Consider the following 16,514-nt stretch of genomic DNA (forward strand, 5'->3'; position numbering starts at 1 on the left):
TATCTTTAAATAATTGACACATAACTATGGAAAAAGCGACTAATGACGAGTAAAAATTTTCTAACTGCAGTTATTTTTTTGATACTAAATCTATCCATTTTTGCTCAAAATGAGCAGCATTGGAATATTGCTCATGCAAATGAAATTTATTTAGATCTTTCTAAAACTACTAATGTGCCTTATGAGGATAATATTGAAATGGCGGGTAAACGCGTAGCGGGTATTATTTCATATAAGATTGATGAAAATAAAAAAGTATCCATCTCCCGAGAGATTTTTTTTCCACAGTTAAGGACTTTTATAAAAACAGATGACCCAGAATGGAAACAGTATCGCGCTTACTTTAAAAATACATATACAGATGAGATCTTACCAAGTATAGTAGTTGATCATAAGGTTTATGCGCTTGGGGAAGTTGATAAAGTTGTTATTGATGGTATGTTGCAGTTTCAGCACAAACCAGTTCATGGCATTGCATTAACGAGAACTTTTTTCCCTTCAACCACAGAACGTATTTTTATAGAAGAATGGACGTTTACCAATACCACAAACAATACTATAAAATTAAAAGGGAGTAGCACACGCATCCAAAAAGAAGTTAATGGCGTTAAAGGAAAGTATACAGCATTTGTAAACACAAATTTAAACCAAGACATTAATTTAAAACCCAGTGAGTCATATACCTTTTCCATCGGCATATCTGCTACACTAAACCAAGAAAAAGAAATACAAATTAAGGATGCTATTTTTTTAAAAGAACGTAAAGCGTTTTTAAATGAAATGAAAAGCACTTTAAATTTAAAAACACCAAATAAAACCTTAAATACTTTATTCGAATTTTCTAAAATAAGGGCATCAGAAAGTATTTTTGAATCTAAATTAGGATTAATCCATTCACCAGGTGGTGGACGTTATTATGTTGGTTTTTGGGCAAATGATCAGGCAGAATATGTAAATCCATTTTTTCCTTACCTAGGATATAAAACAGGTAATGATGCTGCACTCAATATGTTTGAAATCTATTCCAAAGAAATTAATGACAGCTATAAAAATATTAGATATTCTTTTGAAATAGAAGGAGATGCGCCTATAAATCCTTTGGATAGGGGAGATGCTGCCATGATTGCTTATGGAGCATCGCAATTTGCACTTGCTCGTGGAGATCAAGAAATAGCAAAGCGTTTATGGCCATTAATTGCTTGGTGTTTAGAATACAATAACCGTAAACTCAACGAAAATGGAGTAGTTACTTCTGAATCTGATGAGATGGAAGGACGCATCCCAACAGGAAATGCAAATTTAGCTACCTCTAGTTTGTATTATGGAGCTTTACATTTGGCTCATGACTTAGGAAAGGCGATAGGAATTCCTAAAAAAGAATTCATAACCTATAAAAATCAGGCAAAAGCATTAGCGTTTGCAATAGAGACTTATTTTGGAACTGAAATAAAGGGTTTACAGACGTATAAATATTATAAAGAGCATAAATACCTAAGACATTGGATATGTTTGCCCTTAGTAGTACAATTATTTGATAGGAAAGAGGCTACTACAACAGCTCTTTTTGAGCGTTTATGGTCTGATAATGGGCTACATGTAGAGAATAACGAAGAAAACGAGGCGATTTCTAAGATATTTTGGGATAGAGCTACGCTTTATGCTTTAAGAGGCACATTTTTGGCAGGTGCTACAGAACAATCCATGCAAAAACTGATTGATTTTTCAGAAAAACGTTTGTTGGGTGATAGAGTGCCTTATGTGGTAGAAGCTTTTCCAGAGGGGAATATGGCGCATTTGTCAGCAGAAAGTGGATTGTATTGCAGAGTATTTACAGAAGGGTTGTTTGGTATAGTGCCTAAAGGACTTAAACGTTTTAAATGCACACCACAATTGCCTGAAGATTGGGATTATATGATGCTTAATAATATAAAAGCTTTTGGAGAAGATTTTAATATTGAAGTGAAAAGGCTTGGTGAAAAAATAAAGATCAAAGTCATGAAAACGGATCATACTATCGTTTTTAATAAGTTAATAAAGCCAGGGATGTCTGCAGTGGTAAAATTTTAAATTTACTTTTCGAAGTTTGTAACTTCGAAGCTCAACCATGATATTGTTTTATAGGAATTACTTACGCAATACAATACGAAATTAAAATTTTAGTATGGCACACAGTATGCTCAACAGCGTTAAAAAAACTTAGTTCTTTGTTACTTAATGGCTTTTTTTATTTTATTCCGAGATATAATATTTATTCCGATTCTGGTTAAAATCAGGATAAATACTAATACCGCAGAGAACCAAGCTGCATTATACACACCAGAATAAAAGTCTTTTATTTGGATTTTTTCAGAAAATTGTGTTCCAAGAATTATACAAACTAAAAATACTCGTGCCAAAATTTTAAATAAACTCGGTTTAGTAGTCATTTCATAAATTCCAATAATCAAAACAAATAAAAACAAGTAGTTATAGGTAGTTCTATAGCTAATTAATTCCCATAGCTCTAGATTTTCAGTTTTTATTTTTTCTATATACCTTATATGATCAAAATATGCCAGTATAGATAGTAGTAGTTGTATAAGAATAAGAATTATAGAAAAAAAGGGTCTGTAGAATTTCATGAGTATTTTTATTCTAATAATTTTTTCACTTGTTTTTCTATGTCAACTATTCCGTTAAACTTTCTAAAATTTAAATCTTTTCCAATTGATTTTAATTCAGTCGATAGATGTGAAAAAAAGTAAATGCCTGTGATATATTACATATATACCCTTGTTTAATTATCTAAAATAGTAACAAAAGATAACGAGTACAAAAATACTTCATGTAAAGTCATAACATAATCAGAGTTTTAAGGGCAATAACATCTACAAAAGCCTTAAGAAAATAACTATTCAGGTGTATTAAATTTTTGTGTAACATACATATACTTCGCATAGTGGAGGCTGTTCAAAAGTTACTGTTGTGGGGCAGCATTATTTTTTATCTTTCTTGTTATTATATATTTTTTCCCAAGCTTTTCTTTTCATTGTAAATAATGATTCTTTCTCCAAATTAAATATTGATACTTCTTTTTCATTGATTACAATATGCTGATTCCATTCCACATAGTCTTTGTAGAGTAGTAAAGTACAGATGTCTGTTGATGAAATATATTCGGTAACTACGTGTGAATGAAAAGTAGAAACAGTTGGGTTTTCTTTGTTTTTAGATGTATATGGGAATTGTAAAATTGAATTGTGAATTTTCATTTTCTTTACAAATTCATTTTTTTTATTGTAGTCCAGTTTGTAGTCATTTCCAATTAATACTATCCCTGAAATTTGTGGACCAGTTAAAACAAAAACATTTCTACCATTTTTATTAATAACAGGGATAAAATTCAACGCAGTATTTTCATAGAAACTGAAAAATTTATCTTCATTTACAGATGCCCTTTTTTTAGCATCTTGTCGAATTTTGATTAGGCTTTTTTCTAAATCAGAAGCTATATGGTTAGTTGAATCGATTTTAATTGGTTTAATTTTTGGCAAACTGTCAAACTCATATCTAACTAATATTTTATTAGAATCAAAATGACTAAAAAAAATGGTATTGATTTTATTTTCTTCATTTTCATATGATAAATATCCGCCTATTGAATCCTTTTTAGTTTTAAATCTCGCTAACATATCATCGGTTCCATACCAAGACCCTTTTTCTAATCTAAAAAGTAACTTTCCTTCATTCAGAATTTTGTCAGTTTCTTTATTCTGACTGTAAGCTAAAGCGCTTGATACCATTAAAAACAATAAGGTTATTTTTTGCATTAGCATCCATTTTAGTTATGCCCAACAAATATATTTGTGCAGTTAATTTTAAAGCATAAACCAAAATACACATTTCTATTAAACATAACAAATACGATGCTTATTGATATATTTTGAATAGTGTGTATTAAGTACATTAAAAATAGTTGAGATTTATTAGTGCAGTTAAATTTAAGTAATATACGCAACTTTTCTGAGCAGTTTTTTATCATAAGAAAAGAAGAATTTATCTCTTTTTTAGCAGAGTTTTTAACTTCAAAGCTCAACCATGATATTGTTTTATAGGAATTACTTACGCAATACAATACGAAATTAAAATATCTGTATTGTATATACTTGCTGTAGTAAGTTTATAAAGTAGGTGATGTAAAGCGTTTATAATCAATGGTAAAAGTAAAAAATAACACTTATAGTAATCTTTAATAAACTCTTAAAACAATCTTTTGGTATAGTAAAAAGGGACTTGCCCTATGATGAGAACTTTGTTTTAAAATTAGCTTAAAAATGTTTATTTTTTAATCCAGCTCTTTGTTATAAATTGTTTTACCTGTCGATAAATAATGTTGTCTCTATGCCTAATTTGTTTATTAGAATATTTTTAAATTCGTCTTTTAATTTGGGCCAGTTCCAAAAAATAATGGCAAAATTTGTAAAAATTAAACTGTTATTATAATCGTACTCTTCAATTAAACATTGACTATCGCAGTTATAACAGGAAAGAGTAACCTCCTTATTTGATTCCCATAATGAAATACCGCTACTTAATTCTTGTAAAACCCTAATTCCATTAGCGTCTTGTTTTAAATTGTTTTCTCCATAAAAGGTAGCAGGATCAATTCCTTTTATTAAATCTTTTTTACATTGAGGACAGATAACAACATCTGGTAATAAAAAATCGACTCCCCAATCCCAACCTATAGTATGTATTAATTCTGTTCTTTTAGTAATGAACTCAACCTTTCCATAAAAATCTTCTTCTGCTATTATTTTCTTATAATTTATATCTCCATAATAAGTGTGAGGCGCTTCAAATTCTAATGGTTGTTCCTTTGATGATATAATTTGTTGATTAATCAACCATTTTTTTATGTTTTCCATTATGACTTGTGGCCTATCAATAATTGTGTTTTTAAAAAAAGTTTTTGAAGTTTCCATATTAGATTCAAATAACTTACAACGTTTAATAGATGTGTTGTGTTTGAGAAAAATGTTACTCTATTTTCGACAAAAACTGTACATTGGCTACTAATTTTTGTATTCTGCATGCATTTTGTCTTACCAAAAATACAAGAACTTTAACCGCTATGAACACATATATGTTGTTTTAAAGGTTTATTTATTTAATTTAAACTTTGCCAAAATCAGTTAGTAAGTCATTTCTTTTAAAGAATTCTATTAACGTTCCATTTGTATTAACAAAAGATTTTTATTTTAAACGGAATAGCCTTGATCAATTGTAGTATTTATATAAATAGTGTCAATTTTGTTGGATTTATAGTCTATTGAATACTTGGGATTTAAAAAAGTTTGCTTTGAATTTTTTTCCATTTTTAACTCGGATAAGATTTGTTCTAATTCTAAAGAACCTCGTTTTTTAACTTTAAAGAGTCAATATTACCATTATTTTTGAAACCTCAGAATGTAGATTCGATAAGATCAAATGGCACATTTGGCATATCCATTTTTGTGTTTATTAGGAATTGTCTTTTCCGTGATAAACAAAGTATGCACTCCATGTAGCAAAATATTTTAATTTGTAGCCATAGCTTTTTAAATATAAGACTACCTCATTGTTTTTTAGGGTTTTAGAATCCAAATTGAATTCAGCAAGTTCAATTACAATAACTTTTGGTTGGTATTTTGTTAAGTTAATGGACTTCAATACCCTAAAATCAAAGCCCTCAACATCAATAGATAGGAGATGGATTTTTTGGTTGATAGGGAGATGATCTCTTAAAATATCATCGAGAGTAGATGTACTTAATATGAGCTCCTCTTTGATAGGCCAACGTTGAGATCTACTTTCCATAAGTTTCTTGTGAGCTGTACTAACCCTATTCTCATGTGAAACGTAAAAAGTGACATCTTCTTTTTTGTCGGAAACTAGGTGACACAATGCTATGTCTTTTGGTCTAACTCTTTTGTAACTTCTTACCAATTCTCTGTTAGCATCAATGCAAATACCAGAACCGCCATTCAAGTAGAATAAGAAGGTGTTCGAATCTCTAATTGGATCATTGCAACCTACATCAACATAATAAATATCCTTATCTGGTACTTCATCCAGCAGAATCTTTAGAATGATATCTTCTCCACTTTGAGAGAAAAAAAATCTTACTTTGAATCTGATTATCTTTCGCAGTAAAAGAGTTATTATTGCTTTGAGGTATATAATTGGAGTAGTGTTTTTACGTAGGTTTTGCCGTTTTATCATAAGAATTATTGTTAACGTTTATGTATGTTTAGTGCAGTGTAGAAATTCTATAAATTTAAAGTTAAGCACAAAGCAATACATTTTGTAATTTTTAAATGTAGGAAAAAATTGTGTCAATAAGTATTATGGAGATCGCAAAAAGACAAATCTATTTGGTAAACAATTACACCGTATTGAACATACGTGTTGTGCAAGTAGCATAAGTCTTGGTTAAAATAGTTAATTTGTTAAATTTTAGCTATGTAATATAAATTACTGTCACATAATAAGTGAGTATTCGTAATAAATTATACAGGTTATAAGTTATGCAATGGCTTATTTTTACTTATTATTTCTAATTTCTAAAGCCTTTTGTTTTATCCAATTCACTGAAATATTTATTGGTTCCGTTTTATTTGTATTATGTCCTAATGACGGAAATAAAACATATTCAAAAGGTTTATGCTCTTTTTTTAAAGCATTGAGATGTTCCATACACATTTTTACAGGAATCTGAATATCTTTTTCTCCGAAAAGCCAAAGACCAGGAATTGAAATATTTTTAAGATTGTCTTTTGGGTCTGTAGCTTTAAATTGATATTTGTCGGGGTCGTTTTTGATATGTTCTCGTGCATCTTCTTCTGTATGATTTTCCCAAAAATCTGTTCTTCCATTTGTGAAAAACTGAAATCTTAATTGTTCCAGAGTAGTTATTGTAGGGCTACTGAATAAAACCATAAATTCTACAAGCGGGTTTTTATGGGCAACGATTGGAATTATCCATCCTGCCTGGCTAGCACCGATGAGTCCAATGGGTAAATCTTTATTTTTTTTATGGATTACATGCACTGCAGAACTTGCATCTTTTGCTAATAGATTTAGATTTTCAATACTAATATTATTCGTTCCCACTTCTGGTCCAGCATAAACTCCACCAGATTCTCCAACTCCACGTTTGTCATAAGTTAGTACCATAAGATCATTTTGGGCTAATAGTTCAGCAAATCTTGTCATCCGAGGTACTTGGTCAGAGCCGTGAACAATTACAATTGCTGCATGTGCATGCTTAGGATTGTAAATTGTACCTGCTAATTTAACGCCTTCACTTTCAAAAGTTATATTTTCTGTTTTTAAGGCATCAATCGATTCCGTTTTTTCTTGAGTAGGTATCGTATTTTTTTGTTCAACAGATTCCTTGCAATTCAGCATAGGTGTAAATAGGAGTAATAATAAAAGTCGATTTACGAATTTCATCATATAGTTTTTTGTAAATTATTCTAAAACGGAATTTTTGTTCACATTGCACTTAACGGTGTTATGTTGAAACATAGCACAAAATAACATTGACTTTTTTTAGATTTAGAACGAGCCCAATTTTTAATTTTCTTTTCTAAATAAAACTGAATTAAAAATTTGCCATGCATTGTAAATATACAAAAATCTCTCAGGAAGCCTATAATAGCTATGTTTTATAAAATGTTTTGTGTGTAGTTTTGTTTTCTTTCACTTATTTCTCTGTTTAGTTTGTTGTTTTTTTAACCTAAGGATTTCAAGCTTATAACTGATGTGTAACGCTAAATATGTTCTTAACTATATATGAAAATTGAGTTTAATTTTTAGATAAAATTCAATCCTTGCATATTTATAACTTACAATTATTGAAAAAATATGTAAGAATATATCTTTTAAAATTACAGTTTAATCAATTTTTTATACCATTCATTTAAGAATAAATACCCTTTACTCATTTCAAAAAATGTGAATGTCTTTTATTTCTAATTTGGATACTTTATTAATCACAAATAAATATATATTATGAGAACACACATTTTTTTAACCGGAACTTTATTTTTTTTACTATTAAGCTCTTGTTCTAAAGAAGAATTAGGCAATGATCAAAATAGTGAACAACCAACAGTAACTGATATCAGTGAATTCCTTGATCAGAATAACAGTACTACTGATTTTGATAAACTCGTAAATAATAATTATGAGCGTGCACTCCAACTTTTAAATGACAATAAACAGGGTAAATCTAATATCTGTTCATTAGAATTTGAATTTGCTACATCTGATGTTACTGAATTGGCACCTGATCATTTTAACTATGTTACTACTATATTAATTAATGATAGTGCAGATGAAGTTTGGCAAACAATGAGAGATTTTGACAATATGCCCAACTGGAGTACAACTTTACAAGGTATAACAGGAGATCTTGAAAATGGAGGGCCAATCCTACTAGAATCAGCTGCTCCTCCTGGTTTTGGTACAGGAAACTTAGTGCTTCCATTTGAAAATTCTTCTTATCAAGATGGTGTTGGATATGGATATTCTGGATCTGTTGCTATAGCTCCTGCTATTACTGTAGCATATAATTCTTTTGTGATTCCACTATCATCTTGTCATTCTCTTTTTGTTATTACGGAATCAATCCAAGGTGATGATCCTGCTATCACAGCTGCAGAAGCCGTATCCTTGGCTGTTAGTTTTGAATTTGGTAAAAATGCATTTAAAACACAATTAAAAGCCGAGGTAGAAAGCAATTAATTATTTCTATGAGTCTGTCTTAGAATAAGTTTATGGTTTTTTAAACTACTCAACTTGAATCCTGTGAAACTAGTTTTACAGGATTTTTTGTAATACCATAAATTGGTGTTTTGTAGTTAAGATACAAAAGTGAATTTTTATTGTTACAAATAGCTATTATTTATTTGGTAGTTCGTTTTTGTGAAAGCCTAAAGATTTCTTATGGTAACTGAGGAGTAACCCAAAATCAGTTCTTAACTATATATGAAAATAGGGTCTAAATTTAGATAAAATTTAAACGCTGCATATTTGCAACCTAAATATATTTATAAAATGTAAGAATATGTTTTAAAAAATTACAGTTTAATCGTTTTTTTATACCATTCATTTAAGAATAAATACACTTTACTCATTTCAAAAAATATGAATGTCTTTTATTTCTATTTTGGGTTCTTTATTCATCACAAATAAATATATATTATGAGAACACACATTTTTTTAACCGCATCCTTATTTTTTTTATTATTAACCTCTTGTTCTAAAGAAGAATTAGGTAATGATCAAAATAGTGACCAACCTACAGTAACTGATGTCAGTGAATTCCTTAATCAGAACAACAATATTCCTGATTTTGATCAACTTGTAAATAATAATTACAAGCGTGCACTCCAACTTTTAAATGACAACAAACAGAATAAATCGAGTAGCTGTTCATCAGAATTAGAATTTGAGACTTCAGATATTATTGAATTGGGTCCTGATAACTTTATGTTTCTTGGTACAATCTTGATCAATAAGGGTTCAGACGAAGTTTTTGAAACACTAATCGATTTTGATAATATGCCTAACTGGAGTACAACTTTACAAGGTATAACTGGAGATCTTGAAAATGGTGGGCCGATTATTGTTGAAGCAGCACCTGTTCCCGGTTTTGGTACAGAAAACTTTTTACTTCCATTTGAAAACTCTTTTTTCCAAGAAGGTGTTAGATATGGATTTTATGGATCTGTTCCTATATCTCCTGGTATTAATGTATTTTCTGATACTCTTGTTATCCCATTATCACCTTGTCATTCTCTTCTGGTTATTACAGAAGTACTGGAAGGTCAAGATCCTCTTACTACAGTAGAAGCTGGTATAAATATTGCTGCTAGTTTTGAATTTGGTAAAAATGCATTTAAAACACAATTAAAAGCTGAAGTAGAAAGCAATTAATTATTTCTATGAACATGCCCTGGAATAGGTTTATGGTTTTTTAAACTAGCCAACTTGAATCCTGTGAAGCAACCTTCACAGGATTTTTGTTGTACATTAAATTTAGTGTTATATAGTTAAAACACAAGTGTGCTCAATTACAGTTATAAATGGCTGTTGATTCTATAAATAGTTTTTAAGTTTTTTCTGTTCTGAATTTGTTTATAAAGAATTTACTTTTTGAAATGCCCTTGTATCTTTCTACTTTTCTTTTTCATAAGCCATAGAGCTTTTTTCTACTTTGCAAATAATGAAGTGATTTAAACTCTTTTCTTGTTTTTCTTTTTGAATTTTTTGATAGCTATCATGATGAATATCAAATCGTAAATAAAGAGTCCTATCTCAATAAACAGTATAGGTATTACTTATATTTAGATAAGAAAAAAGTATTATATATTGAATGCATTTTTAGTTAAATTTGATAGAAATCCCCATATTTTCTATGAAAACTGTAATTTTAATTGATAGTAATTCCAGTAGTTTAAATCTTCTGGAACAACAAATACTGAGCTATTGTAAAAATAAACTCTCTATTTTAAAAAAAATAAAAGACCCTAACAAAGTAATCTCTGCAATTACAAATTTGCAACCAGATTGTATCTTTATTGATATTAAAATGCCTTTCTTTTATTGTCAAGATGTTCTAAAGTTGGTAAAGCACAACTCTTTTAAAACTATTTTTATTACTCCAAATGAAAGAAGTTTGATAAAAAGAATTAAAGAAGACAAGTTTGATTATTTGGTAAAACCTATAGATAGAGATGAACTTCTAAATTGTATACTAAGATTTGAATACCAATCATGGTGTGTAGAAAGCCAATCATATCAAGATTCTATTGTAAATAATAAAATTAAAATATTAATAAACGGTTCTTTTTATTTTTTTCAACCCGAAGAAATTATTTTGCTTAAAGCTGATGGAAATTATACCCGTATCTATTTAACAAATGATAGAAAAATAATAATATCCAAGACATTAAAAGATGTAGGTACAAAGCATTTTACTTCAAATACTTTTGTTAGGATACATAAATCATTTATTATTAACATAAATCATGTTCAGGAATACAAGAAAAATGATAATATGATTATTATGAGTAATATGCAACAGGCATTAATAAGCAGATCTAAAAAGAAAGCGTTTTTAGATTTACTATAGAACTCACTTTAAAACCAAATCTCTATGCTTGTTTTTTGAAGTTTGTAACTTCGAAGCTCTACCATGATATTGCTTTATAAGAATTACTTATTCGATATCATATACAGTTTCTATTTTGCCATTTCATTTAAACCTTGTTCAACAGTTTTTACAGCTACATATTTCAAATCTTTTTTTGCTTTTTGTATGTCTAATGTAAATTGTAATCCAAGAACATTTACTAACCCGTTGTATAAAGGAGGGCTGTTTTTTAATTTGAATACCCTCCAAATGAGCTCTAATATTGAGGCAAATGCTCTAGCTGTTTTCAAAGAAATAGATTTCTGTTGCACTTTGTCTGTTTTTGTTGACACATATTGTGTTATGAAATCTTTAAACTCTACATCCTCATCATCTGTAATAAAATATGCTTCTCCAGATTCTTTTGTTTCTTCTGCTAGTAATAAAGCGTAACAAATATTACTAATGTGACAAGTATTAAAGAGATGATTGCCACCATTTATAAACATCATTTGTCCTTTATGTATTGCTTCTACAATTGATGGTAAGGTGTGTAAATCCCCTTTTCCCCAAATTAAGGGTGGTCTTAAAGAAATTGTTCTAAATTTTGGAGTAGAAGATTTTAGAATATATTGTTCCGCTTTTAATTTTGTTCTAGAATATCCATCGCGCAAATTATTAGAAATAAATGTTTCATTAGCATTTGTTATAGGTTTACCATTAATTATTACTGACGCTGCTCCAAGATTAATAAAATTTTTAACATTAGCTTTTATAGCTTCTTTAACTAATAACTTACTCGCCTCTACATGAATTTTTGTTAGTTGCTTTTCAGAAGCATAAAAATCAACAGAAGCGGCTAAATGAAAAACAGATATACAATCTGTAAGCCCTTTAGAAATTGCCTCTTTATTATTTAAATCTCCATTGATAATTATTGCACCTAAAGATTTTAGTAGTTTTCTTGATTTGTTAGAACGAGATAAAGCCTTTACTATATAATTTTTTTCTAATAGTAAAGGGATTAAATTACGGCCTACAAACCCCGAACCTCCTGTAACAAATACTGTTTTACTCTTATTATCCATATTTAAAAATAACTTAGAAATAAACTATCTTAATTTTTAAAGTTTGGTTACTTACTGCAAAGTTGAACTTAGCTTTTTTAAAAGCGGGAGGTCCCATAAAAATTTTAGGATTATTAGAGGTGCCAAAGCCCTCTTTTGGATAGCCTATAAAATTTTTATCGAACTCTTTATTGTTGTTCTCGTCATGAATAGTTCCAATTGCATAAGTGCCAAATTCTAGGTTTTCTATTGTAAATGTTGCAATACCATTAACTGGTGTTACAAAAAATTCCATCATAGCCTTTTTTCTGTCTGATGGAAACCCATCGGATTGGTCAAATAACCTAATCCCTACTTTACCTAAATTGTTTCTAAGTTCTGTTACTTTGATTTTTAAATTCCCCGAAGTTTGACTAAAAGAGAATTGATATGCAAGTAATAGTAAGATTATAAAAAAGAAGCGTTTCATATTATTGTTTTTAAATTGAAAAAAACAAAATTATTGCGAAACCTATTTTTTAACGTTTACAAAAGGCAAGAAATGAAATTGATTTCAAGGTTTAAAAATTCTTTTTCTAATTCTACTCAAAGAAGTTGCACTAATACCAAGATTAGATGCAATGATGTGTTGGGGTAATCTATTTAATATCTCCGGGTTGTTTTGAAGTAATTTTAGATAACGTTCTTCTGGCGAAAGTATTATAAAATCGTTTAGTAAACTACCAGTAGTTAAAAGAACTTGTTCTAATACCTTACGAATCAGTATATTCATTTTAGGTACTATTTTATATAAAGTCTCTAGTTCATTTTTAGGTATTACAAGCAATTCACAATTTTCTAACGTTTCTAAAGAATTAGAACTTATTTCTCCTGTAATAAAGCTTATAAATTCAACAGCGAATTGATTTTCGGTTATAATTTGTATGGTTATTTGTTCTCCGTCTTTTTCGCAATACTTCCTTATACAACCTTTTAGGACAAAAAATAACGAGTTAGATTTTTTTCCGATAGCAACAAGTTCATTTTTAGCACTAACCTTAATTAATGAAAATTTATTTAAAATTATTTTTTTTTCTTTTTCATCAAAGAGATTAGCATTCTCTAAAAGTATTTCTAATCCGTTTTTCATTTCATTACAAGATGTTTTTAAATTGCATACTATGTTAAATATATGGTATTTAGAGTAGAAAATAAACAGTTTTTTTAGGTTAAGCACTAAAGCTAAATTTACAATTTTATCGTTATTTTCTTTAAATTATAAATTTTTACGGACTATGTTAAAAATGTACAACTATAGTTTTGGTATTTAACTCTTGTAATTTTAATATCTTGTTAGTATACGTTAATTTTTCAATGGTTTTTTATATTTAAAGTCCATTTCACTTCTCCAACAATTTTGATATTCAGATTTTTGATTTTTCCTCTCCATTTAACTTTTGGAATACCTTATTTGCTTTATATTACGTTATGTTGTCTATGGATGGTGAGAATTTCACGCTGATTGCCTACTTGTTTAAAAAAGCGTTTCTCACCTTGGCCATTGGTGCTCAATTGAGCACTAATAGTTTGGATATGTTTCTCTACTGTGATTCGTCAAAAGCATCATCTAACTGAGAATAAAGATAGCTTTTTGCTAGTGATTTTCGTTTAGTAAATCCGAAAGCAGTGAGTTTTAGGTATTGTAAGAACATGTTATTTTTTGAGTTCCGATAAACTCGGTTTAAATTCTATTTGAGTGTTTTTGAACCAATTCGTTTCTATTTTAGCCCAAATCTTTTCTGTACGGTTGTTTTTAGTTTTCAATTCTATAATACGATAATAAGTACGATCATACTGTATGGCACCATTATTAATCATTGGCTTAACGATTGTTATTCCAAATTTTTTAAAAGGACCTACTTTAAAAAGTCCTGGGTAGGTAGCGCTCACGTATTTCAGTCCGTGTTTTTTTAAATCCGCCTCAATTATGTCCGTGAAATCTTTTCCTTTATCCAAAGTCCTTTTAATAGCAAGGTTTATTGCAATAATAGGTAAAATCAATAAAATGAAATAATAACTCATTACTATGCTAACATTTGCAAACGTTTTGTGTTTGGTTTTATTGGTGCAAATACTAAGATAGTAAAAAGTAAACTATACATTTTGCTACCAATAGTTATTTGTTTTCAAATTGAACCTTGTGATACGAGATCTTAAGTTTTTCCTTGAGAATGCTTCATGTTTAAATGTTAGCATTGTATTATTTCCATTTTTCTGTTTTAAAGCCCAATCAAAAGGTGAGCATCATTAAAAAAATATATAAAACACAAAATCAGTATTAATTATAGCTCGTGTACGTATTTTGTTTTGTGAGTTATTTGGTGTTCTCCTTTAAGATTTCTTCATACAATTTTGTAATTACTTCCATTGAGGGTTCCTTTTTCATATTCTCAATCCGCTCTTTTCGAGATGCTTCCCACCGATACAGCCAAGAAATACCCCATTTTTGGAAATAATTATCTTTTTGTTGATAAACTTCGTCTGTCAATGCGTTTTCTAAGCTTATAAATTTATATTGCTTTTTTTTCAATTGAGTTATTAAGAGTGGTAGAAAATCTGCATTTAACTTGTTATCGTGACATAGATAAATTTGTTTAATTGGTCTTTGATAATCTTTTTTTGCAAGAGTCTCAAAAAATTCAAAAAATTCTAAAGTTTTAATCAAATAGGTTTCTCCAATTTCTTTTGCTTTTTTGTACTCTTTTTTACTCAAATAATACGCATACACAGTATTGTACATCCAATCAGAGCTTTCAATCGTAAAAGGTGTAATTGTGTACCCTTTGTGAGCCAAAAAACTATTTATTTTTGTGTGTTGAATGGAATCTTTTCCTAAATCATTGTAGGGGAACCTAAAGTAGTTAAGCGGTTTTTTATACTTTTTTGCAAGTTGACGTGTAATAGCCTCTCCATTTATAATTTCATTTTTGAAAGAATCAATTCCTGTTGTAGAAAATCTAGAATGATTAAATGAGTGATTACCTAAGGTTAAATATTCTTTTTTAACCCAATTGTTAAGAAGTGTAAAATTTTTAGAAATAGAATCAGTTTTATACAGAAATCCTTCATTGATAAATATTGCTACTGGTATTTTTAATGCGTCTAGTCTATTCAAAAGAACAGATTTATAAGCATCTTTTTGAAATCTATCTGTATTTGGAACATCATCAATTGTAATTGACACCATCTTTTGAGAATTAGCCAATTGATATATCATAAAAAAAAAGACAAATAATAAGTGTTTAAAATTCATTCCATATATTTTTTAATCAAATCAGCAGCTTTTTTTTGACCACGTTCCTTAGCTAAATCAAAAGCATTTTTCTTTTCTTTATTTTTTAAAGTCAAATCTGCATTATTGTCAATTAGAAGTTGAATTATATCTAAATACCCTCTTTTCGCAGCTTCGCCCAAAGAAAAGTCACCATCTTTATCTTTATTATTTACGTTGGCCCCCTTTTCAATTAAGTATTTAGATATTTCATAATGACCTTTAGATGCTGCGTGTTCAAGAGGAGTAGCTCCATCCATAGCTTTAATGTCTATTTTAGCGCCGTTATCAGCCAGATATTTAACAATCTCTAAGTGTCCATTTCTCGCAGCTATTCTGATGGGAGTGAAATTACGATACCCTTTGAAATTGACATCAGCTCCATTTTCAACTAGTAGTTTTACTATTTCAAAATAACCTTCTTGACAAGGAAATTCAATTGGAGTTGAATTTCCTGGATTGACTTTATTAACTTGATTTACATCAGCACCATTCTTTATGAGTAATTCTGATATTTCGTAATTATTGTCAGCAGCTGATCTCCACAATGGGAATAAACCTTGTTTGCTATATTCAGAAACATTAGCTCCTTTTTGAATAAGCGATTTAACTTTTTCAAAATTTTCTTTCTCAACAGCTTTATATAATTTTTGAGAGTATCCAAATGTAGAAATTCCAATAAAGAATAGAAGTAAGGTTTTTTTCATAATTATTTTTTATTTGTTTCCAATGTTTAATAAATGGTAAGTAGGGCAAAAAATAAGCAATTATTTTAGGTTTAGCCACAAGCCAAAACTTTAATCTTTCTTTTTTTTCTTCAAAATAAAATGCAACAGATTTTGCGTAATTCATAAATATACTTAAACTTTTAGTTAAGCACCTAAACTCGTATTAACTATAGTCATTGTTATAATGCATTTTTATATTTAACCGTTATTTAATATTTAATCTGGCAGTGGTTCGTTTATTAAGT

Annotated in this window: 15 protein-coding genes; 4 read left to right on the forward strand and 11 right to left on the reverse strand. The window is 29.1% G+C overall.

Annotated features, from left to right (window positions below; genetic code table 11):
* The first annotated feature begins 42 nt into the window (after window positions 1–42).
* Window positions 43–2,067 carry a six-hairpin glycosidase-like protein gene (locus ACZ451_RS09850; protein WP_464211907.1) on the forward strand — a complete coding sequence of 675 codons (2,025 nt, stop codon included), beginning with the start codon at window positions 43–45 and terminating at the stop codon, window positions 2,065–2,067.
* Window positions 2,068–2,207: 140 nt separating this feature from the next.
* On the opposite strand, the gene ACZ451_RS09855 is transcribed toward ACZ451_RS09850, so the two are convergent.
* From ACZ451_RS09855 to ACZ451_RS09875, 5 genes are all read right to left on the reverse strand, one after another.
* Complete coding sequence (locus ACZ451_RS09855) at window positions 2,208–2,621, reverse strand: hypothetical protein (RefSeq protein ID WP_464211909.1); 414 nt, start codon at window positions 2,619–2,621, stop codon at window positions 2,208–2,210.
* A gap of 354 nt (window positions 2,622–2,975) precedes the next feature.
* Window positions 2,976–3,809, reverse strand: a complete 834-nt coding sequence (locus ACZ451_RS09860) for a hypothetical protein (protein ID WP_464211911.1) — start codon at window positions 3,807–3,809, stop codon at window positions 2,976–2,978.
* 543 nt (window positions 3,810–4,352) lie between these two features.
* Complete coding sequence (locus ACZ451_RS09865) at window positions 4,353–4,964, reverse strand: hypothetical protein (RefSeq protein WP_464211913.1); 612 nt, start codon at window positions 4,962–4,964, stop codon at window positions 4,353–4,355.
* 538 nt (window positions 4,965–5,502) lie between these two features.
* Complete coding sequence (locus ACZ451_RS09870; RefSeq protein ID WP_464211915.1) at window positions 5,503–6,243, reverse strand: FkbM family methyltransferase; 741 nt, start codon at window positions 6,241–6,243, stop codon at window positions 5,503–5,505.
* A gap of 321 nt (window positions 6,244–6,564) precedes the next feature.
* Window positions 6,565–7,476 carry an alpha/beta hydrolase family protein gene (locus ACZ451_RS09875; protein WP_464211917.1) on the reverse strand — a complete coding sequence of 304 codons (912 nt, stop codon included), beginning with the start codon at window positions 7,474–7,476 and terminating at the stop codon, window positions 6,565–6,567.
* A gap of 561 nt (window positions 7,477–8,037) precedes the next feature.
* Between ACZ451_RS09875 and ACZ451_RS09880 the strand changes: the two genes are divergently transcribed.
* The 3 genes from ACZ451_RS09880 (at window position 8,038) to ACZ451_RS09890 (ending at window position 11,164) form a co-directional block, all read left to right on the forward strand.
* Window positions 8,038–8,772, forward strand: a complete 735-nt coding sequence (locus ACZ451_RS09880; RefSeq protein ID WP_464211919.1) for a hypothetical protein — start codon at window positions 8,038–8,040, stop codon at window positions 8,770–8,772.
* A 459-nt stretch (window positions 8,773–9,231) separates the two neighbouring features.
* Complete coding sequence (locus ACZ451_RS09885) at window positions 9,232–9,966, forward strand: hypothetical protein (protein WP_464211921.1); 735 nt, start codon at window positions 9,232–9,234, stop codon at window positions 9,964–9,966.
* Between the two features lie 481 nt (window positions 9,967–10,447).
* The gene (locus ACZ451_RS09890; RefSeq protein WP_464211923.1) at window positions 10,448–11,164 is read left to right on the forward strand and encodes a LytR/AlgR family response regulator transcription factor; all 717 of its coding nucleotides are present in this window, start codon (window positions 10,448–10,450) and stop codon (window positions 11,162–11,164) included.
* Between the two features lie 110 nt (window positions 11,165–11,274).
* Here the strand turns inward: ACZ451_RS09890 and ACZ451_RS09895 are convergent, their stop codons facing one another.
* The 6 genes from ACZ451_RS09895 to ACZ451_RS09920 all read right to left on the reverse strand — a co-directional run bounded on the left by ACZ451_RS09895 (window position 11,275) and on the right by ACZ451_RS09920 (window position 16,248).
* Complete coding sequence (locus ACZ451_RS09895) at window positions 11,275–12,252, reverse strand: NAD-dependent epimerase/dehydratase family protein (protein ID WP_464211925.1); 978 nt, start codon at window positions 12,250–12,252, stop codon at window positions 11,275–11,277.
* A 13-nt stretch (window positions 12,253–12,265) separates the two neighbouring features.
* Window positions 12,266–12,700, reverse strand: coding sequence for a DUF2141 domain-containing protein (locus ACZ451_RS09900; RefSeq protein ID WP_464211927.1), 435 nt, complete (start codon window positions 12,698–12,700; stop codon window positions 12,266–12,268).
* An 84-nt stretch (window positions 12,701–12,784) separates the two neighbouring features.
* Complete coding sequence (locus ACZ451_RS09905; RefSeq protein ID WP_464211929.1) at window positions 12,785–13,360, reverse strand: Crp/Fnr family transcriptional regulator; 576 nt, start codon at window positions 13,358–13,360, stop codon at window positions 12,785–12,787.
* Between the two features lie 563 nt (window positions 13,361–13,923).
* Window positions 13,924–14,292, reverse strand: a complete 369-nt coding sequence (locus tag ACZ451_RS09910) for a hypothetical protein (protein WP_464211931.1) — start codon at window positions 14,290–14,292, stop codon at window positions 13,924–13,926.
* A 292-nt stretch (window positions 14,293–14,584) separates the two neighbouring features.
* Window positions 14,585–15,523, reverse strand: a complete 939-nt coding sequence (locus ACZ451_RS09915) for a polysaccharide deacetylase family protein (protein WP_464211933.1) — start codon at window positions 15,521–15,523, stop codon at window positions 14,585–14,587.
* A complete protein-coding gene (locus tag ACZ451_RS09920) occupies window positions 15,520–16,248 on the reverse strand; it encodes an ankyrin repeat domain-containing protein (RefSeq protein WP_464211935.1) in 729 nt (242 codons plus the stop codon). Before ACZ451_RS09920 ends, ACZ451_RS09915 begins: the two co-directional genes overlap by 4 nt.
* Window positions 16,249–16,514: the final 266 nt, after the last annotated feature.

This window comes from Allocellulophaga tsushimaensis (assembly GCF_055383085.1).